This is a genomic window from Kocuria rosea subsp. polaris, from assembly GCF_001483755.1.
GTDB classification, from domain to species: domain Bacteria; phylum Actinomycetota; class Actinomycetes; order Actinomycetales; family Micrococcaceae; genus Kocuria; species Kocuria cellulosilytica.
On the sequence record NZ_LQBK01000004.1, the window covers coordinates 447,723 to 466,040 of the forward strand.

General features: G+C 75.1%; 15 protein-coding genes. 10 read left to right on the top strand and 5 right to left on the bottom strand.

Annotation, left to right across the window (positions count from 1 at the left end):
* Positions 1-648: a maleylpyruvate isomerase family mycothiol-dependent enzyme gene (locus AVL61_RS04450; RefSeq protein WP_058873115.1), complete on the bottom strand. Its 648-nt coding sequence runs from the start codon at positions 646-648 to the stop codon at positions 1-3.
* 75 nt (positions 649-723) lie between these two features.
* On the opposite strand from AVL61_RS04450, the gene AVL61_RS04455 reads away from it, so the two are divergent.
* The 5 genes from AVL61_RS04455 to AVL61_RS18580 all read left to right on the top strand — a co-directional run bounded on the left by AVL61_RS04455 (position 724) and on the right by AVL61_RS18580 (position 4,842).
* Positions 724-1,167 carry a MarR family winged helix-turn-helix transcriptional regulator gene (locus AVL61_RS04455; RefSeq protein ID WP_082696970.1) on the top strand — a complete coding sequence of 148 codons (444 nt, stop codon included), beginning with the start codon at positions 724-726 and terminating at the stop codon, positions 1,165-1,167.
* 114 nt (positions 1,168-1,281) lie between these two features.
* Complete coding sequence (locus AVL61_RS04460; RefSeq protein WP_058873116.1) at positions 1,282-2,301, top strand: zinc-dependent alcohol dehydrogenase; 1,020 nt, start codon at positions 1,282-1,284, stop codon at positions 2,299-2,301.
* 8 nt (positions 2,302-2,309) lie between these two features.
* Positions 2,310-2,729, top strand: a complete 420-nt coding sequence (locus AVL61_RS04465) for a 6-pyruvoyl trahydropterin synthase family protein (protein ID WP_058873117.1) — start codon at positions 2,310-2,312, stop codon at positions 2,727-2,729.
* Positions 2,726-3,979, top strand: coding sequence for a glycosyltransferase (locus AVL61_RS04470; protein ID WP_058873118.1), 1,254 nt, complete (start codon positions 2,726-2,728; stop codon positions 3,977-3,979). Before AVL61_RS04465 ends, AVL61_RS04470 begins: the two co-directional genes overlap by 4 nt.
* Positions 3,976-4,842 (top strand): class I SAM-dependent methyltransferase, encoded by an 867-nt coding sequence (locus AVL61_RS18580; RefSeq protein WP_058873119.1) that lies wholly within the window; start codon positions 3,976-3,978, stop codon positions 4,840-4,842. The genes AVL61_RS04470 and AVL61_RS18580 overlap by 4 nt, the downstream gene beginning before the upstream one ends.
* Here the strand turns inward: AVL61_RS18580 and AVL61_RS04480 are convergent.
* Positions 4,835-5,602: a CDP-alcohol phosphatidyltransferase family protein gene (locus AVL61_RS04480; RefSeq protein WP_157571286.1), complete on the bottom strand. Its 768-nt coding sequence runs from the start codon at positions 5,600-5,602 to the stop codon at positions 4,835-4,837. The genes AVL61_RS18580 and AVL61_RS04480 overlap by 8 nt on opposite strands.
* Before the next feature lie 93 nt (positions 5,603-5,695).
* On the opposite strand from AVL61_RS04480, the gene AVL61_RS04485 reads away from it, so the two are divergent.
* The 3 genes from AVL61_RS04485 (at position 5,696) to AVL61_RS18115 (ending at position 10,836) form a co-directional block, all read left to right on the top strand.
* Complete coding sequence (locus AVL61_RS04485) at positions 5,696-6,628, top strand: lysylphosphatidylglycerol synthase domain-containing protein (protein ID WP_058873121.1); 933 nt, start codon at positions 5,696-5,698, stop codon at positions 6,626-6,628.
* Positions 6,629-6,793: 165 nt separating this feature from the next.
* A complete protein-coding gene (locus AVL61_RS04490) occupies positions 6,794-9,139 on the top strand; it encodes a coiled-coil domain-containing protein (RefSeq protein WP_157571287.1) in 2,346 nt (781 codons plus the stop codon).
* Between the two features lie 233 nt (positions 9,140-9,372).
* Positions 9,373-10,836: an Ig-like domain-containing protein gene (locus AVL61_RS18115; protein ID WP_058873123.1), complete on the top strand. Its 1,464-nt coding sequence runs from the start codon at positions 9,373-9,375 to the stop codon at positions 10,834-10,836.
* A gap of 57 nt (positions 10,837-10,893) precedes the next feature.
* Here AVL61_RS18115 and xdhC read toward each other — a convergent pair whose 3' ends face one another.
* The 3 genes from xdhC to AVL61_RS04510 are packed head-to-tail and all read right to left on the bottom strand — an operon-like array spanning position 10,894 to position 15,591.
* Positions 10,894-11,688, bottom strand: a complete 795-nt coding sequence (xdhC, locus tag AVL61_RS04500) for a xanthine dehydrogenase accessory protein XdhC (protein WP_058873124.1) — start codon at positions 11,686-11,688, stop codon at positions 10,894-10,896.
* A 1-nt stretch (position 11,689) separates the two neighbouring features.
* A complete protein-coding gene (gene xdhB, locus AVL61_RS04505; RefSeq protein ID WP_058873125.1) occupies positions 11,690-14,071 on the bottom strand; it encodes a xanthine dehydrogenase molybdopterin binding subunit in 2,382 nt (793 codons plus the stop codon).
* Positions 14,068-15,591 carry a xanthine dehydrogenase small subunit gene (locus tag AVL61_RS04510; protein ID WP_058873126.1) on the bottom strand — a complete coding sequence of 508 codons (1,524 nt, stop codon included), beginning with the start codon at positions 15,589-15,591 and terminating at the stop codon, positions 14,068-14,070. Before AVL61_RS04510 ends, xdhB begins: the two co-directional genes overlap by 4 nt.
* A 395-nt stretch (positions 15,592-15,986) precedes the next feature.
* Here AVL61_RS04510 and AVL61_RS04515 point away from each other — a divergent pair, with 395 nt between their 5' ends.
* Both AVL61_RS04515 and AVL61_RS04520 read left to right on the top strand, forming a co-directional pair.
* Complete coding sequence (locus tag AVL61_RS04515) at positions 15,987-16,484, top strand: nucleoside deaminase (protein ID WP_058873127.1); 498 nt, start codon at positions 15,987-15,989, stop codon at positions 16,482-16,484.
* Between the two features lie 157 nt (positions 16,485-16,641).
* Complete coding sequence (locus AVL61_RS04520; RefSeq protein WP_058873128.1) at positions 16,642-18,264, top strand: nucleobase:cation symporter-2 family protein; 1,623 nt, start codon at positions 16,642-16,644, stop codon at positions 18,262-18,264.
* Positions 18,265-18,318: the final 54 nt, after the last annotated feature.

An 18,318-nucleotide genomic window follows, 5' to 3' on the forward strand; every position in this document is an offset into this window, starting at 1 on the left:
TCAAGAGCGCCGGACGGCCCCCGCCCCCGGGTCCACGAGGTCCAGGCCCGGTCCCTCGAGCCGGTCGAGCGCCGCCGTCCGTCCGGTCAGCAGCAGGAGCAGGGCTTCCATGGTCCCGCGGACCTCGGGGCCGCTGCCCGCGCGCCAGTCGACGTCGGTCGCGGTGAGCGTCACCCCGCGCAGCCGCCGGCGGGCCCGGAACAGGAAGGAGATCGACCACACCCGGTCGGCGGCCGTGCGGGCGGCCTCCGGGGGCATGGCGTGGTGCCGCCCCAGGGGCAGGGCGATGTCCTGGGTGTGGACCAGGACGTCGAGGAGCGGATCCCGCACCCCCGTGCCCGGGGGACGGCGCCTCGACCCGTCCAGGCGGCGGTAGTCCGCGACGATCTCCTCGACCGGCCGGCGGCCGCGGCGCCGGGCGTCCAGGAACACCGCGCGGTCGTAGTTCCCCCGGCCGCGCCACAGGGCGACGGCGAGATCGGCCACCCCGAACTGCGGCGAGGAGATGACGTGGGCCGCCACGTCCCGCACGGCCCATCCCGGGCACAGGGTGGGGTGGTCCCACTCCTCGGGACCGAGCGTCCCGAGGAGGTCGGCGAGCGCGGACCGCTCCCGGTGGACGGCGTCCCAGATGGCGGTGCGGTCCATGGTAGTCTCCCCACAATGGTCAGGTTTACTGACTTAATTCTCCGGCGGGATCCGCCACGGTGTCAAGGGGTGGGAGTGCGCGAGGACGAGGGGACGAACACGGGGCTGCTGCTGTACTGCCCGTACCGGGCCATGGAGATCCGGGTGGTGGAGGCCCTGCATGCCGCCGGCTTCGCGGACCTCTCCTACGCGCAGGCGCGGATCTTCCAGCGGATCGGCCCCGACGGCACCCGCACGGTGCAGCTCGCGGAGCAGGCCCGCGTCACCAAGCAGACGGCCAGCCTGCTGGTGCAGGCCCTGGAGGAGGAGGGGTACGTGGAGCGGCAGCCCGATCCCGCCGACGCCCGGGCCCGGCTCGTGACCATCGCCGAGCGCGGCCGGGCCGCCCAGGCGGTCGCGGCGGGCGTGGTCGCCGAGGTGGAGGAGCAGTGGCGGCGCCGGCTCGGGTCCCGCCGCTATGCCGCGCTGCGGCGGGCGCTCGCCGAGCTGCACGAGGAGGGGCCCGCCCCGACCGCCTGACCTGCGGAGCACGGCCGGCCGCACGCTTCGGTGGCCGGCCGGGCGCGCGGGGGCCCGGGCCTGCCGCGGCGGTCGCCCGGTGGCGGGCCGCCGCCGGCACGCCACAATGGGAGCATGACCGACACCGCCGCCGCCCCGGAGCAGCCCCGGACCTGCCGCGCCTACTGGACCGTGGAGCCCGGCCGGGGGGAGCTGCGCACCGCGGAGCTGCCCGCCCCGGGGCCGGAGGACGTGCTGGTGCGGGCGCTGCGCTCCGGGATCAGCCGCGGCACCGAGTCGCTGGTCCACCGCGGTCTGGTCCCGGCGCGGGTGCACGAGCGGATGCGCGCCCCGTTCCAGGAGGGGGACTTCCCGGGCCCGGTGAAGTACGGCTACCTGTCCGTGGGCGTCGTGGAGCAGGGGCCGGAGGACCTGGTGGGCCGGCGGGTCTTCGGCCTGCACCCGCACCAGGACCGCTACGTGCTCCCGGCCTCCGCCGTGACCCCCGTGCCCGACGACGTGCCCTCCGACCGCGCCGTGCTCGCCGGCTCCGTGGAGACGGCCGTCAACGCCCTCTGGGAGGCCGCGCCCCGCCTCGGGGACCGCGTGGCCGTGGTCGGCGCCGGGATGATCGGCGCGTGCACGGCCGCGCTGCTGGCCCGCTTCCCGCTCGCCCGGCTGCAGCTCGTGGACCCGCAGCCGTCCCGCGGGGAGCTCGCGGCACGGCTCGGCGTGGAGCACGTGCTGCCGGAGGACGCCGCGGGGGAGTGCGACGTCGTGGTGCACGCCTCCTCCACCGCCGCCGGCCTGGCGCGGGGGCTCGAGCTGCTCGGCGACGAGGGCGAGCTGATCGAGCTGTCCTGGTACGGCGACGAGGACCCGGCCGTCCCGCTCGGCGCGGACTTCCACGCCCGGCGGCTGCAGATCCGCGCCAGCCAGGTGGGCGCCGTCGCCCCCGCGCGCCGGGCCCGCCGCACGACCGCCGACCGGCTCGCCACCGCGCTGGACGCGCTGCGGGACCCTCGCTTCGACGCCCTGCTCTCCGGGAGCTCCGCCTTCGTGGAGCTGCCGGCCACCATGGCGCGGCTCGCCGCCGGAGCCCCGGACGTGCTGTGCCACGTGGTGGACTACGACCGACCCGCCCCGCCGACTTGAGGAGCCCCGTGTTCACCCTGACCGTCCGAGACCACATGATGATCGCCCACAGCCTGCCGGACCCCTTCTTCGGCCCCGCCCAGAACCTGCACGGGGCCACCTACGAGGTGGAGGCCACCTGGTCCCGGCCGGTCCTCGACGAGCACGGGGTGGTCATGGACATCGGCCTGGCCGGCGACCTGCTCACGGGCGTGCTCGACGGGCTGCGCTACCGCAACCTCGACGAGCACCCGGACCTCGCGGGCCGGCTGACCACCACCGAGGTGCTCGCCCAGTACGTGGCCGAGCGGCTCGCGGCGGGCGCGGCGTCCGTCGAGGGGCTCGAGCGGCTGGCCGTGACCCTGCGGGAGAACCCCGACGCCTGGGCCTCCTACACCCTCGAGCTGCCCGTGCTGAGCGAGCGCGGCGGGCCCGTCCCGGCCCGGTGAGCACGGTGCGGGCGGGCCTCGACGTGGTGGTGCCCGACGACGGCGGACGGCCCACCGGGGGATCGCTCTACGACCGCCGGCTCGTGGCGGCACTGGGCGCCCTGGGCCGCCCGGCCCGCCTCGTGCCGGTCGCGGGGGACTGGCCCGCCCCGGACGGCGCCGCCCGGTCGCGGCTGCGGCGGGCCCTGGGCGGCCCGTCCCCCGGGCGGGCGGTCGTCCTCGACGGCCTCGTGGGGTGCGCCGCCCCGGAGACGGTCGAGGACGCCGTGCGCTCCGGCGTGCCCGTGCACCTGCTCGTGCACCTCCCCCTGCCCGCCGAGACGGGGCTGGACCCCGCGGCCGCCGCGGAGCTCGCCCGGCGGGAGGCCGCCGCCCTCGCCGCGGCCACCGGGGTGCTGGTGCCCAGTGCCTGGGCGGCCCGGGACCTCGGCCGCCGCTACGGCGCCGCAGGCGTCGCCGTGGCGGAGCCGGGGGCCGAGCGCGGACCGGTGGCCGCGGGATCCTCCCCGCCGCGACTGCTCTGCCTCGCGTCCCTGACCCCGCGCAAGAACCAGCGCCTCCTGCTGCGGGCCCTCGCGCCGCTGGCCGGCCTCGACTGGACCCTCGACCTCGTGGGCCCGGAGGGCGACCCCCGCCACGTCCACGAGCTGGACGCCGCGGCCCGGCAGCTCCCCGACCCGGGACGCGTGCGCCGCCACGGTCCCCTCCGGGGTGCCGCGCTGGCCCGGCAGTGGGCGCGCACGGACCTGCTGCTGCTGCCCTCCACGGCCGAGACCTACGGCATGGTCGTCACCGAGGCGCTCGCCCACGGCGTGCCCGCGGTGGTCGCGGCCGGCACCGGCGCGGTCGAGGCCCTCGACGGCGCGCCGCCGCACCGGCCCGCCGGCGGCGCCGGGCCCACCACCGCGCCCGCCGCCGGGGCCCGGGCCGGCGCCGCCCTCGACCCCGCCGACCCGTCCGCCTGGACCGAGGTGCTGCGGGACTGGCTGACCGACCCCGCCCTGCGCAGGCAGTGGCGGGCCGCGGCGCTGGCCCGCCGCGAGCGCCTGCGCCGCTGGGAGGACACCGCCCGCGACGTCCTCGCCGCGATCGCCCGGCCGCCCGATCCGTCGGAGCCCCCGGGCACGACACCGGCGACGAGCACGCCGCCGCCGATGACCACCACTGCCGATGACCACGTCAGCACCGCCGCCACCGGCTGCGACGCCGACCACGACACCACCACCGAGCGCACCAGGAGACCGAGATGACGAACCACTCCGCCCCCGACCGTCCCGTCGCCGGCGACTGGCTGGCCCTGCGCGAGCCCGCCGACGCCGCCGCCCGCGAGGACTCGCTGCCCCTGATCGCCCGGCTCGTCCGGCACTGGGAGGAGCGCCCGCCGTCCGGCACCGACACCGCCCCGGGCACGGAGCCCGTCGTCGTCGTGGACCTCGGCGCCGGGACGGGCGCGAACCGGGCCTGGCTGGCCCGGCACCTGCCCGGTCCCCAGCGCTGGATCCTGCTCGACCACGACCGCGGGCTGCTCGAGCAGGCCGTGGCCGCCGCCCGGGCCGAGGGGACCGACGTCGTGCCCGTCCTCGCCGGGGTCGAGGAGCTCGGCCGGGTCCTCGCGGAGCACCCGGCGGACCGCCGGCTGGTCACGTGCTCCGCGCTGCTCGACCTGCTCACCCGGGAGCAGATCCGGGAGCTGGCCCGCGTGCTGGCCGCGGAGGGCGTCCCGGCGCTCCTCGCCCTGACCGTCGACGGCGAGGTCCTGCTCGACCCCCCGCACCACCTGGACCCCTCGGTGCTGGGCGCCTTCGAGGACCACCAGCACCGCGGTGAGCTCGCCGGCACCGACGCCGTGCGGCTGGCCGCGGAGGCCCTGCAGGAGCACGGGATGGCCGTGGACGTGACGCCCACGCCCTGGTGGATCTCCGACCAGGCGTGGGCCCGGCCCCTCCTGGAGCGGTTCCTCGCCGACCGGGCGGACGCCGCCGTGGAGCACCGCCCGGACCTCACGGCCGAGGCCCACGCCTGGCTGCGGACCCGCCTGGTGGACTGCGCCCGCGGCCGGCTGCGGGCCACGGTGGGGCACGCGGACGTGCTCGGCCTGCCGCCCGTCAGCTGAGCCCGCGCCCCGACCGCTCCAGCCACCGGACGTCCCGGCCGAAGGACACCAGCAGCAGGACCAGCGCGACGGCGACGGCGGTGACGGCCAGCGGCAGCGGGATGAGCGGGACCAGCGCCCCGAGCAGGACCCCGCCCTGGATCCCCGCCACGACCCGCCGGTACGAGGAGAAGGGCAGCCCGCGGCGCCACGCGGGACGCACCCGCAGGCCGAGCAGGAACAGGTAGCGCATGGCGCCGATCAGCACCACCCACCCGGCCCCGGGCAGCCCGAGCCGGGCGGCGACGGCCACGGAGAGGACGAGCAGCAGCGCGGCGTCGACCTCCTGGTCGAGCCGCGCGCCGGCGTGCGTGGCGGTGCCGGTGCGGCGGGCGACCCACCCGTCGACGCCGTCGAGCAGCCAGGCGGGCAGCGCGACGGCGAACACGGCCCAGCACCAGGCCTCGGCGGGGCGGCCCGCGTCCTGGCCCAGCACGGGCGCCAGGCCCACGGGCAGCAGTGCGGCGGCCAGCGCGACGAGCACCGAGCGGCCCACGGTGACCCGGTCGGCGGGGCCGTAGGGCTCACCGCGGCGGCGCACGGTGCTGCGCACCACCGCGCCGAGCACGCCGAGACCCAGCGCCCCCGAGGCCAGCAGCACGGGGAGCTCCGCGTCCGACAGCACGGGGAGCACCGCGAGCGCGCCGCCCAGCACCAGGAACGCCAGCACACCGTCCCGGCGCGCCGAGGGGCGGGAACCGGTGGATCGGGCCAGGGCCATGCGGTCGCCTTCCGCGTCGGGGGTCTTCATCGTGGGCGGGCCCGGCCCGCCGCGTCAATCCGGGCGACGACGGGCGGTGGCTAGACTGCGCCCATGCCCGCCGAGACCCCGCCAGCCCCCACCCGGCGGCGGCCCGTTCTCCGTGCGCTGCTCGCCACCGGCCAGGCGGCGGCCGGGCTCCTGCTGCTCGCCCTGCTGTTCCGCGCCCTGGGCACGGACGCGGTGCGCAGCGCCGTCGGGATCCTGACTCCCGCCACGGTGCTGCTCGCCCTGGGGGCCGGACTCCTGGCCACGGCGGCCCAGGCCCAGCGCTGGCGGCTCGTGGCCCGCAGCCGGGGCATGCCGATCGGCACCCGGGAGGCGCTGGGCGAGTGCCTGGCGTCCGGGCTGGTGAACCTGCTGCTGCCCGGCGGCGTGACCGGGGACGCGGTGCGGGTGCTCCGCCGCCGCCGGCGCGGCGACAGCTGGCCCGGGGCCGGCGGGTCCGTGCTGGGCGAGCGGCTGGCCGGGACGTCCGTGCTCCTCGCGGCGGGCACCGTGCCCGCCCTGGCGGTCGGCGGCTGGCTCGCCGCGGCCCTCGGCCTCGGGGCGCTCGGCCTCGGGGCGGTCGCCTGGCGCTCGACGAGCGGTGCCCCGGCGCGCGACCGGGCGGGGGTGTGGGCGCTGTCCGTGCTCGCCTGGGCCTGCTACCAGGGGCTGTTCCTGCTGGCCGCCGTGCGCACCGCCCCGCAGGAGTCCCTGGCGAACCTGTGGGGGACCTCCGTGCTGGGCCTCGCGGGAATGTCCGTGCCCGTCGGGGTGGGCGGCTGGGGCCCGCGGGAGGGGATCACCACCCTGGCCGCCATGGCCCACGGACTGCCCGCCGAGACCGGCTTCGCGATCTCGATCGGCTACGGACTGCTCGCCCTGATCTCCGCGCTGCCGGGGGCTCTCGTGCTGCTCCGGTGGCTGGGCGCGGGATCTCCGCGTCCCCGCCGGGAGTCGCAGAGGGCCGCGAGCGCACGCCCGGACCGCGGCGCAGACTGACCGTGGCGCGCCCCGCCGCGTGTCATGGGCGTCCGCACGACGTCACAACTCGACGCATTTGCATCATCCCCACCGTGTCATGCCATGAACTTGCGTTAACTGATGCAAACTCCAGGTGGGGTCCACCCGTGGGGGGCGGACCGATCGACTCTGGGGGGACCAGACATGTCATTTTTCCGTGGATCCACGCTGTCTTCGAGGGGCCAGAGCACGCAGGGCACCCGCCGTGTCGTCGCGGCACTGGCCGTCTCCACCGTCTTCGGGGGACTCGCCGTGGCAGTGCCGGCGCACGCCGCACCGCCGGCCGGGACGGGCGGTGTCTGCAACGGCGTCGTCAACCAGTTGTCGCACCGGGGAACGGTGCAGCAGAACCTGCTGAAGGCGGCCGCGAAGCAGAACGCCGAGCAGATCGCCGCGCTGCAGGCCGAGCGCGCCGCGCTGGTGACGACCTCCGAGGAGCTCGTGGCGGAGATCGCGGCGGGGGAGCAGGCTCTCACGGCCCTCGACGCCGAGGAGGCACAGGTCGCCGCCGACATCACGGCGGCCGAGGACGAGATCGCTGGACTGACCGCGGAGCTGACCACCACCGCCGCCGCGGTGTCGGAGGCCGAGGAGGCTCTGGCGGCCCTGGAGACCCAGCGGGCCGCTCTGCAGGACGAGCTGACTCCGCTCCAGGAACAGCTGGCCACTGCCGAGCGGAACCTCGCCGACCTCGAGGGCCGGGCCGAGGGCGCCACCGCCGACGCCACCGCCGTGCAGGAGCGGATCGACGCCGCCGAGGCCGAGCTGGCTGCTCTGGAGGCGACCGCCGCGGAGACCGCCGACGCCGTGGCCGCCCAGCACGAGCGGATCGACGCCGCGGGGACCGAGCTGGCTGCTCTGGAGGCGACCGCCGCGGAGGCGGCGCACGCCGTGACCGCGGCGGGCACCGCCGTCACCGACGCCGAGGCGGAGCTGCAGCGCCTCCGGGACGGCGGCCAGGCCGCGCAGGAACAGCTCGACGCCGCGCAGGACGAGCTCACCGGAGCCGAAGCGGTCCTCGCCGACACGCAGCGCAAGGCGGACAGCGCGGCCGGCGCCCTGGCCGAGCAGCAGGAGGAGATCACCCGAGCCCAAACCGACCTGGCCGCACTGCAGGCCACCGCGGACACCGCCGCCGAGGCCGTGACCGCCCAGCAGGAGCAGATCGCCCGGGCCGAGGCCGAGCTGGCCGTCCTCGGGGCCACCGCGAAGGCCGCCGCGGACGCCGCCGCCGCGAACGATGCGAAGATCGCCGTCGCCGCCGCCGGGATCGCCGTGCTCGAGGAGCAGCTCGGCGAGAAGCGCGCGGCGATCGAGGCCGCCGAGGCCGAGCTCGTGAAGGCCCAGGACGAGCTGCGGACGGAGCAGGAGCGGAAGACGTTCCTGGAGCAGGAGATCGCCCGCCTGGAGGCCGTCAAGGGCGAGGGCCAGACGAAGAAGGAGCGGGAGGCGCAGATCGCCCAGCACAAGGCGGAGCTCACGACCGTCACCGCGCAGATCACCGATACCACCGCACTGATCTCCGGCCTGCAGGGCGACCTGGGCGGGCTGCAGCAGCAGGTGACCGTCCTGAACGAGCAGCTCGCCGCGCAGCAGCAGGAGAGCGCCGCGCTGCAGCAGCAGGCGGCCCCCCTGCAGGAGTCGCTGGCAGCTGCCGACGCGGCGGTCGCCACCAGGACCGGCGAGATCGCCGACCTCCAGGACCGGCTCCCGGCGCTGCGGACCGCGGCGCTCGAGGCGCAGTCGGCGGCCTCGGCGGCGCAGGACGCGCTGACCGCGCTGCAGGAGGGCCTGCCGGCGCTGGAGGCCGCGGTCAGCACGGCCGAGAACGCCGTCGCCGCGCAGGAGCAGAAAGTCGCCGACCTGAAGGCTGTGCTGCCGGGGCTCGTGGACGGGGTGGAGACCGCCCAGCGGGAGATCGACGACCAGGAGTCCGAGCTCGCCGATCTGCGGACCGAGCTCGCGGACGCCGAGACGGCGCACCGGAGCGCCACCGCCGCCGTCGCGGAGCAGCAGGCGGAGCTCGACGCGCTCCGGGAGGAGCTGACGGGTCTGCAGGACGCCGCGCACGAGGCCGACCGGACGGTCGCCGCGAAGCAGGACGAGATCGCCGCGCTCTCCGCCGAGATGGACGCCGTCCTCGCGGAGCTGAAGGACCTGAACGCGCAGATCACGGCGAAGGAGCAGGAGATCCTCGGCACCCAGACCCGCGTCGCTCCTCTGCTGGCCGAACTCACCGAGGTCGACGACGCCGTCAGCACCACGGAGACGCGGCTGAGCACGCTGCAGGAGCAGGTGATGACGCTCGACGGCCGGCTGACGGACGCGCAGGATGCGCTGCGCGGCCTGGAAGCGGCCAAGAAGCAGAACAAGGACGCGATCCGGGCCCAGACGGCTGTCGTGCAGGGTCTCCAGGCGCAGCTCGGGGAGGTGCAGCAGCAGATCACGGCCATCGACGGCACCATCGCCCTCGGCGGCTGCCTCGCCTGATTCCGGGTGCCGGTGACGTCCTCACGCCGGCCCACGGGAGGGCGTCACCGGAGCGGAGCACTGGTCACACGATGGCCAGTAACCGGGAAGGATTGTGCCGGCCCACCGCCCGGGACAGACTGTCCCACGGGCAGGGGCGCGGTCCTCGGAAGGGGACCGAGGGCGCGGCCGGCCCCGTCCGCAGCGACCGGTCACTCCAGGGGGAACCCATGCGTCGTCTTCTGAGAAGCATCGTGCACGCCGTCGTCGCGGGACTGGTGCTCTCGCTGGCCGTGCTGTGGTCCGGGCCGGCGCAGGCTCGCACCGTCCCGGAGACCCTGGCCGAGGCCGAACCGGTCCGGGCCGGGGAGGTGACCACGGACTTCACCATCGACCACGTCGGCGTCCTGTGGGACGTCCCGGCCGGTCGGGAGCACGCCGCGGAGGCACCCGGCGCCGAGCCGCACGGTGCGGTGCGGCTGCGCCACGACGGCCGGTGGGGACAGTGGATCCCGCTGATGGAGGACGGCGTCACGAGCAAGGGGCAGTGGGCCAGCGGCCTGGTCCCCGCCGGCGACGCCGAGGCCTACCAGGTGCGCGGCATCCCCGCAGATGCCGTCGCCCCGCGCGCGGTGGCCATGAACACCACCGACGGGCCCCGGACCACCGTGGGGCGGGTCCCGGGCGGGGCCGCGCAGGCTCTCAACAGCAGCCAGTGCCGCTCCCGCGCCGACTGGGGTGCCGACGAGTCCCTGCGCCACGACGCCGCCGGCCAGGAGCTCTGGGCGCCGCAGTTCTACGACGCCCAGGTGACGACCGTCCACCACACCGCGACCGCCAACGACGACCCCGACCCGGCCGCCACGGTGCGCGCCATCTACCGCTACCACGCGGTCGATCAGGGCTTCGGCGACATCGGCTACCAGTACCTGATCGACGAGTTCGGGATCGTCTACGAGGGCCGGTGGTCGGGCACGGCCAGTACCTCGTGCGGGGCCGCGGGCGGGACCGGAGCCGACTTCGCCCACGAGGACGGCACCGACCGGATGGTGACCGGCGCCCACGTCGGCGGCTGGAACTCCGGGAACCTCGGGGTGGCGCTGCTCGGGGAGTTCACCGGCCACCGCAGGTTCGGGGCCGACCCGGAACCGGCGGCCGTGTCCTCCCTGGAGGAGCTGCTCGCCGAGCTGGCCGTGCGCCACGACCTCGAACCGGCCGCCACGGTCACCTACACGAACCCGGTCAACGGGACGCAGCGGACTGTGCCGGTCATCGGCGGGCACCGCGACTACGAGGCCACCGAGTGCCCGGGCGAGCGCCTCTACGCCCAGCTGCCCACCGTCCGCCTGCACGTGGCGGACCGGATGGCCGGCGCCGCCGACGACCCGCCCCGTGTCGCGCTCACCGCTCCCGCCGACGGCGCGACGGTGAGCGGGACGGTGCCGGTGACCGCCGAGGCCGTCGACGACGTGGCGGTCGCCCAGGTCGCCTTCGCCGTGGACGGCCGGGTCCTGGGCACCGACACCGACGGCACGGACGGGTGGACGGCGTCCTGGGACACCACCACGGTCGCCGACGGCAGTCGCACGCTCTCGGCGACCGCCACGGACTCGGCCGGGCAGACCTCGACCGACCTGGCCGAGGTCACGGTCGGCAACGGTCCCGGCGAGGAGAAGGGGAGGGGGACCCCGCCCGTCCGCCCTCCCCGCGCGGGGTGAGCCGGCCGCGCGCTCCCGGGAGGGCCACGGCGCTGTGGTCGCGGCTTCCGGGGACGGTCAGGCGGCGAGCACCCGGAGGAGGTCGGCGGCGACGCTGACGGCGATCACCGCCGGCGCCTTGCCCGGGATGCCGGGGAGCCCGATGGGGCAGGTGATGCGCTCGAGCGCGGCGTCGCCGTGCCCCTCCTCCCGCAGCCGCACCCGGAACCGGGACCACTTGGCCGAGGAACCGATCAGCCCCACGGAGCCGAGGTCGTCCCGGCGCAGCGCGGCGTCGCAGAGCACGAAGTCCTCCGCGTGGTCGTGGCTCATGATCAGCACGTGCGCCCCGGTCGGCAGCGCGGCGAGCACGTTCTCCGGGACGGGGCTGTGGTGGACGTGGACCTGCGCTGTCCCGTCGGTGACGTCGGCCAGCCGGGCAGGATCCAGCTGCCCCTCCCGGCTGTCCACCAGGTGCAGGTGCAGGGGCAGCCGGGAGAGCACCCGGGCGAGCTCGTGGCCCACGTGCCCCACGCCGAACACGGCGACGGACGGCCGGGCGCGCTGGGGCTCGAGCAGGACGCCGACCACGCCCCCGCAGCACTGCCTCCCGTGCTCCACGGCGGCGTGCTCGTTGAGCGAGAAGGTCATCGTCTCCGGGACGCTCGCCCCGGACGCCAGCATCGCCCGTGCCCGCTCCACGACGGTCGCCTCGAGGTTGCCGCCGCCCACGGTGTCCCACGAGGCCGTCTCGGCCACGACCATCTTGGCCCCTGCCTCCCGGGGGGCGTGCCCGCGCACCTCCGTGACGGTGGCGAGCACCCCCGGCGCGCCCGCCGCGCGCAGGTGCTGCAGCGCGTCCAGCCAGTCCACGTCAGTGCGCCGCCGAGGTGGCCGGTGCCGGAGCCTGCTCCGTGTCGGCGGCCAGGACCCGGCGCCCCTCCTGGAGCGCCCAGAACACCGCCTCCGGGGTGGCCGGGCTGGCGAGCTCGACGCTCCGGCGGCCGGGGCCGAAGGCGCCCGCCGCCTCCCGCAGCGCCTCGCGCACGCTGAAGGCCAGCATGAGGGGCGGTTCCCCCACGGCCTTGGACCCGTAGACGACGCCGCTCTCGGTGGCCTGCTCGAAGAGGTGCACGTTGAACTCCTCGGGCATCTCCGAGAAGCTCGGCAGCTTGTAGGTGCTCGCCGCCTGCGTGGCCAGCCGCCCTCGGTGCGGGCCGTCGGAGACGTCCCAGCGCAGCTCCTCGAGCGTCAGCCAGCCGGCCCCCTGCACGAAGCCGCCCTCGATCTGCCCGACGTCGATCAGCGGGGAGAGGCTGTCGCCGACGTCGTGGATGATGTCGGTGCGCAGCAACCGGTAGGCGCCGGTGAACCCGTCGACTTCCACCTCGGAGACGGAGGCGCCGTAGGAGAAGTACTTGAACGGCTCGCCCTGCATCCGGGCGCCGTCCCAGTGCAGCCCCTCGGTCCGGTAGTACCCGGCGGCCCACAACGAGATCCGCTGGAAGTAGGCGTCGTGGGCGAGCTCGGCGAAGGACATCTGCCGGTCGTGGAAGCCGATCCCGGTCACCGTGCCGTCGACGAACCGGACGTCGTCGGGGTGGATGTCGAACTTGCGGGCGGCGACCTCTGCCAGTCGGTCGCGGATCTGCTCGCAGGCGTTCTTCACGGCCCCGCCGTTGAGGTCCGCCCCGGAGCTGGCGGCCGTGGCGGAGGTGTTGGGCACCTTGTCCGTGCGGGTGGGCGCGAGCCGGACGGTCTCCAGGGGCACGCCCAGGGCCGTGGCCGCGACTTGGCGCATCTTGGTGTGCAGCCCCTGCCCCATCTCGGTGCCGCCGTGGTTGATGAGAACGGACCCGTCCTTGTAGACGTGCACGAGGGCGCCGGCCTGGTTGAAGGCCGTGAGGTTGAACGAGATGCCGAACTTCACCGGGGTAACCGCCAGCGCCCGCTTGGTGTCGGGATGGGCGGCGTTGAAGGCCGCGATCTCCTCACGGCGGCGCTCGACCTCGGCCCGGTCGAGCAGCTGCGTCCAGATGGTGCGCAGCCGCTCGGCGTGCCGGACGGGCTGGCCGTAGGGCGTGGTCTGGCCGGGGACGTAGAGGTTGCGGTGGCGCAGCTCCGTGGGGTCCACCCCGAGCAGCGGGGCGCAGCGGCCCATGACCTCCTCGATCACCAGCATGCCCTGGGGCCCGCCGAAGCCGCGGAACGCGGTCTGGGAGGTCTTGTGGGTCCGCGCGATCCGGCCGTGGACCTGCACGTGCGGGATCCAGTAGGCGTTGTCGATGTGGCACAGCGTGCGCTGCAGCACGGGCTCGGAGAGGTCCAGGCTCCACCCGCCGTCGCTGGTGACGGTGGCCTCGAGGGCCTGCAGGCGACCGCTCTCGTCGAAGCCGGCCTCCCACCGGGCGTGGTAGGGGTGGCGCTTGCCGGACAGGGTGATGTCCTGGGTGCGGTTGAGCCGCACCCGGACCGGCCGCCCGGTGAGCACGGACCCGAGGGCGGCAACGGCGGCGTAGCCGTGCGGCTGCATCTCCTTGCCGCCGAACCCGCCGCCCATCCGCAGGCACTGCACGGTGACCTCGTGGCTGTGCAGGCCGAGGACGTGGGCGACGATCTCCTGGGTCTCGGTGGGGTGCTGGGTGCTGCAGTGCACCAGGACCTGCTCGCCCTCGTCGACGTAGGCGAAGGAGGCGTGGGTCTCGAGGTAGAAGTGCTCCTGGCCGCCGAACTCGAACTCACCGCTGAAGCGGTGGGCCGCGGTGGCCAGCGCGGTGCTGGTGTCCCCGCGGCTGACGGTGGGCTGAGCGCCCTGGAAGCTGCCGGCCTCGATCGCCTCGGCCACGGTGACCAGCGACGGCAGCGGCTCGTAGTCGACCTCGACGGCTGCGGCGCCCAGGCGGGCGGCCTCCTGGGTCTCGCCCAGCACCCAGCACACCGCGTGCCCGTGGAACATGACCTCGGTGGGGAACAGCGGCTCGTCGTGCTTGGTGCCGGCGTCGTTGACCCCGGGCACGTCCGCCGCGGTGAGGACCCGGACCACGCCGGGGACCGTCAGGGCCGGGGCCGTGCGCAGGTCCTGCACGAGGGCGTGGGCGTGCGCGGCCTGCACCGGCCAGGCGTGCAGCACGTCCTGGTGGCGCACGATCAGGTCGTCGGTGTACAGGGCCGTGCCCGTGACGTGCAGGGCGGCGTTCTCGTGCGCGACGGGCACGCCCACCACGGGATTGACGGGGCGGTCGGCGAGGGACGTCATCGGGACACCTCCATGTCGGGGGCGAGCGCGTTCTGCGCCCAGAACTTGAGCAGGGCCTGCTCGAGCATGGCCGAGCGGTAGCGGGCGCTGGCTCGGTGGTCGTCGATCGGCGTGCCCTCCCCGGCCAGCGCGGCCGCCGCAGCGAGGACCGTGTCACGGTTCCACGGCGCACCGCTGAGGATGCGTTCCGGGGCATGCGCGCGGATCGGGGTGGCCGCCACCCCGCCCAGTCCGATCCGCGCGGAGGTGACCGTGCCGGCCTCCACGTGCACGGCGATGCCGACGGCCACGCTCGAGATGTCGTCGAAGCGCCGCTTGGCGATCTTGTGGAACGCGCTGTACCGGGCCGGTGGCAGCGGGATCCGCACGGCGCGGATGATCTCCCCGGGGCGGCGGACGCTCTGCCGGTACCCGGTGTAGTACTCGTCCAGGGGGACCTCGCGCTCGCCCCCGGCGGAGGCCAGCACCACGGACGCGCCCAGAGCCAGCAGCGCCGGGGCGGAGTCCCCGATGGGCGAGCCGGTTCCGAGGTTGCCGCCGAACGTCGCGGCGTTGCGGATCAGGCGGGAGGCGAACTGGGGGAAGACCTGGTCCAGCAGCGGCACCCGCCCGGCGAGGCCGCGCTCGACCTCGGACAGACTCAGGGCCGCCCCGATCTCGACACGCTCCTGCCCCACCTCGAGCGTGCGCAGCTGCTCGAGCCGGTCCACCGCCAGGGTCAGCGGCGGACGGGCGTGCTGGATGTTGACGCCCACGCCCGCGTCCGTGGAACCAGCGACCAGCTGGGCGTCCGGGGTGTCCTCCAGGTGCTCGAAGAGCTCCTCCATGGAACCGGGACGGACGAACTGTGCGCCCCCGGCCGCCACCCGGGTGAGCGGGGCCGGCTGCGCGGGCCGGTCCTGGCGCCGCAGCAGCGGGTCGGCCTCGGCAGGGGTGCCCAGCGCGTAGGCGGCGTCGCGGATGGGGCGGTAGCCGGTGCAGCGGCAGAGATTGCCGCTGAGGGCGTGCAGGTCGAAACCGTTGGGCCCGCACTCGTGGTCGGCCGCGTGCTCCTCGCCGACGACCTCGGTGCCGGTCTGGGCCCCGCCGGCCGCCTCGGTGGCCGCGCCGGGGGCCTCGCGCTCGGGACGGTAGTACTCGGCGGCCATGGAGCAGACGAAGCCGGGGGTGCAGTACCCGCACTGGGAGCCTCCCCGGAATGCCATCTCCTGCTGGACGGGGTGCAGCGCCGCCGGCGTGCCGGTGCCGCCCGCGGTGCCGAGGCCCTCTGCGGTGACGACCTCTTGACCGTCGAAGGCGGCGGCGGGGGGCAGGCAGGCGTTGACGGAGGTCCACCGGCTGCGTCCCTCGCCGTCCGGCCGGGCCACCAGCACCGCGCAGGCACCGCACTCGCCCTCGGCGCAGCCCTCCTTGGCGCCGGTCAGGCCCTCGCCCCGCAACCAGTCCAGCAGCCGGGTGTGCGGGCCGACCTCGGCACCGTCCCGGGCCCGACCGTTGACCGTCACTCGGATGTCGCTCATACCTGCTGCTCCTCGGTGCATGCCACTGGCCGCGACCTGGAGTCAGGTGGTTCCCCGGGGGTACTGGGAGCTCTCTGGCGGCGGACCAGCGCGATTCGTCGTTGCTCGCCCGGTAGATAGTCCGCTCGAGGACCCGCCGTAGGCTGAGTCACACCATAACCACGCCGTGACGGGGCCGCAAGAGAACGGTCGCCACCACCGGGTCAGGGTGGATCTGGAAGAATTCTTCCACAATGTGTTGTAGGTCACGTGGATCTCCTCTAGGTTGGCCTCAGCCAAAGGCGGGCCCCGATCGACCGGGGCTATCTACCGGGCATGATCTGACAGCCGGGCGGGCCTGCCGACGGACAAGCCGTTTCTCGGGTTCCCCCACGATCCGTGAGGACCTGAGCATCATGTCGACCATCCACGAAACCACTCCGCGCACCCAGGTCCACCTGGAACGTGCCGTCGAGCTCGCGGCGGAGAACGCCGCCGGCGACGGCGGGCCGTTCGGCGCCGTCGTCGTGACCGCGGACGGGCGGGAGTTCCCCGCCGTCAACCGCGTGACGGCGGACCACGACCCCACGGCGCACGCGGAGGTCATGGCCATCCGCAGCGCCTGCCGCGAGCTGGGGACCTTCGACCTCAGCGGCGCCGTGCTCTACACCAGCTGCGAACCGTGCCCGCTGTGCCTCTCGGCCTCGCTGTGGGCCCGGCTGGACGCGGTGTACTTCGCCGCCGACCGGCACGACGCCGCGGCCGGCGGATTCGACGACGCCGAGTTCTACGAGTTCTTCGCCCGGAGCGCGCAGGAGCGGGACCGGGCCCTTCCGGTCCGCCACGTCGCCCTCGCCACGCGCACGGAACCGTTCGAGGCCTGGGCCGGCAACGCCCAGCGCACCGCGTACTGATCCGAGCACCCCGCCGCCCCGGTCGGCTCCTACCGGGACCACCAGATCTGGACACTTCACGGGAGACCCGCCGGCAACGGACGGCCCGGGAAAAACAGAGGATCGCCGGACCTTGCGTAGCAGAGCCGACGCCTGCGCGCTGAAGGAGGCTCCTTCCATGTCATCGACCACACCTGACCGTCCGACCGACGCCCGCGCGGCGGACGCCCGCACGACCCCGGCCCGCACGAGCCGCCGTGGGCGCCCGGCGCCCGCGCCCGGACCGGAGGACGAGCGGCTGCCGCTAGGACGCACCACCGCCTACGGCTTCCAGCACGTCCTCACCATGTACGGCGCCATCGTGGCCGTCCCCCTCATCATCGGGCAGGCCGCCGGACTCTCCGGCGAGGAGATCGCCCTCCTCATCAGCTCCTGCCTGCTCATGGGCGGGGTCGCCACCGTCCTGCAGAGCTTCGGGGCGCCCTTCTTCGGCTCCAGGCTGCCGCTCGTGCAGGGGGTGTCCTTCGCCGGGGTCGCCCCCATGCTCGCGATCCTGGCCGGGGGCAACGACCTGACCACCATCTTCGGGGCCGTGCTCGTCTCCTCGGTGGTGGGCTTCCTGCTCGCCGGCGCGTTCTCCCGCGTCCTGCGGCTGTTCCCACCCGTGGTCACCGGAACGGTGATCACGGTCATCGGCATCTCCCTGCTGCCGGTCGCGATCTCCTGGGCCGCCGGCGCCGGGGACGGAGGCGCCGCCGACCCCCGCAGCCTCGCGCTCGCGGGGATCACCCTGCTCATCGTGCTGGTGCTGTCCAAGGTGGGCGTCGGAATGATCTCCCGCCTGTCCATCCTGCTCTCCTTCGTCCTCGGCACGGTGATCGCCCACGCGATGGGGATGGTGGACTTCTCCGGTGTGGGCGAGGGGGGCATCGTCACCTTCCCGACGCCCCTGGCCTTCGGACCCCCGACCTTCGAGGTCGCCTCGATCATCTCGATGCTCATCGTGGTGCTCGTGACGATGACCGAGACCACGGCGGACATCCTCGCGGTGGGCGAGATCACGGGGGCCAAGGTCGACTCGAAGCGCGTGGCCAACGGCCTGCGGGCGGACATGCTCTCCTCCGCGGGGGCGCCGCTGCTCAACTCGTTCACCCAGACGGCCTTCGCCGCCAACGTGGGCCTCGTCGCGGTGACGGGCGTCCGCAGCCGCTTCGTGGTCACGGCCGCCGGCGTCATCATGGTGGGGCTGGGGCTGTTCCCCGTCATCGGCGAGGTCGTCGCGGCCATTCCCACCCCGGTGCTGGGCGGTGCGTCGATCGTGCTCTTCGGCACGGTGGCCTCGTCCGGGGTCCGCACGCTGGCCAAGGTGAACTTCAACAACTCGATGAACCTCGTCATCGTGGCGGTCGCCTTCGCCTTCGGCCTCATCCCCGTGGCCGCACCACAGTTCTACGCCGGATTCCCGTCCTGGACCCAGACCATCCTCGGTTCGGGGATCAGCGCCGCGGCGCTCGTGGCCATCGCCCTCAACCTGCTGTTCAACCAGCTGACCGCCGGCAACTCCCGGCACCAATCCGTCATGGCGGCGGCTCCGGTGCGGGTCGTCCGGGCGGACACCCTGGCGCACCTGCGGGAGGGCGACCGGATCCAGGGCGGTGCCGTGGTGGACAGCGACGGAGCCGAGGTGGCGGTCGTGGCGGAGCACCACTTCGACGACGTCCGGAGGATGATCGACGACGGGGAGATCACGCACACGGGGCAGATCCGGACGGTCCTCGCCGCCAAGGACGCGACGGCCTGAGCGCCCGCACCCCACCTGCGAGGCCTCGACCAGGGGCGTTCCCCGCCTCCGCCC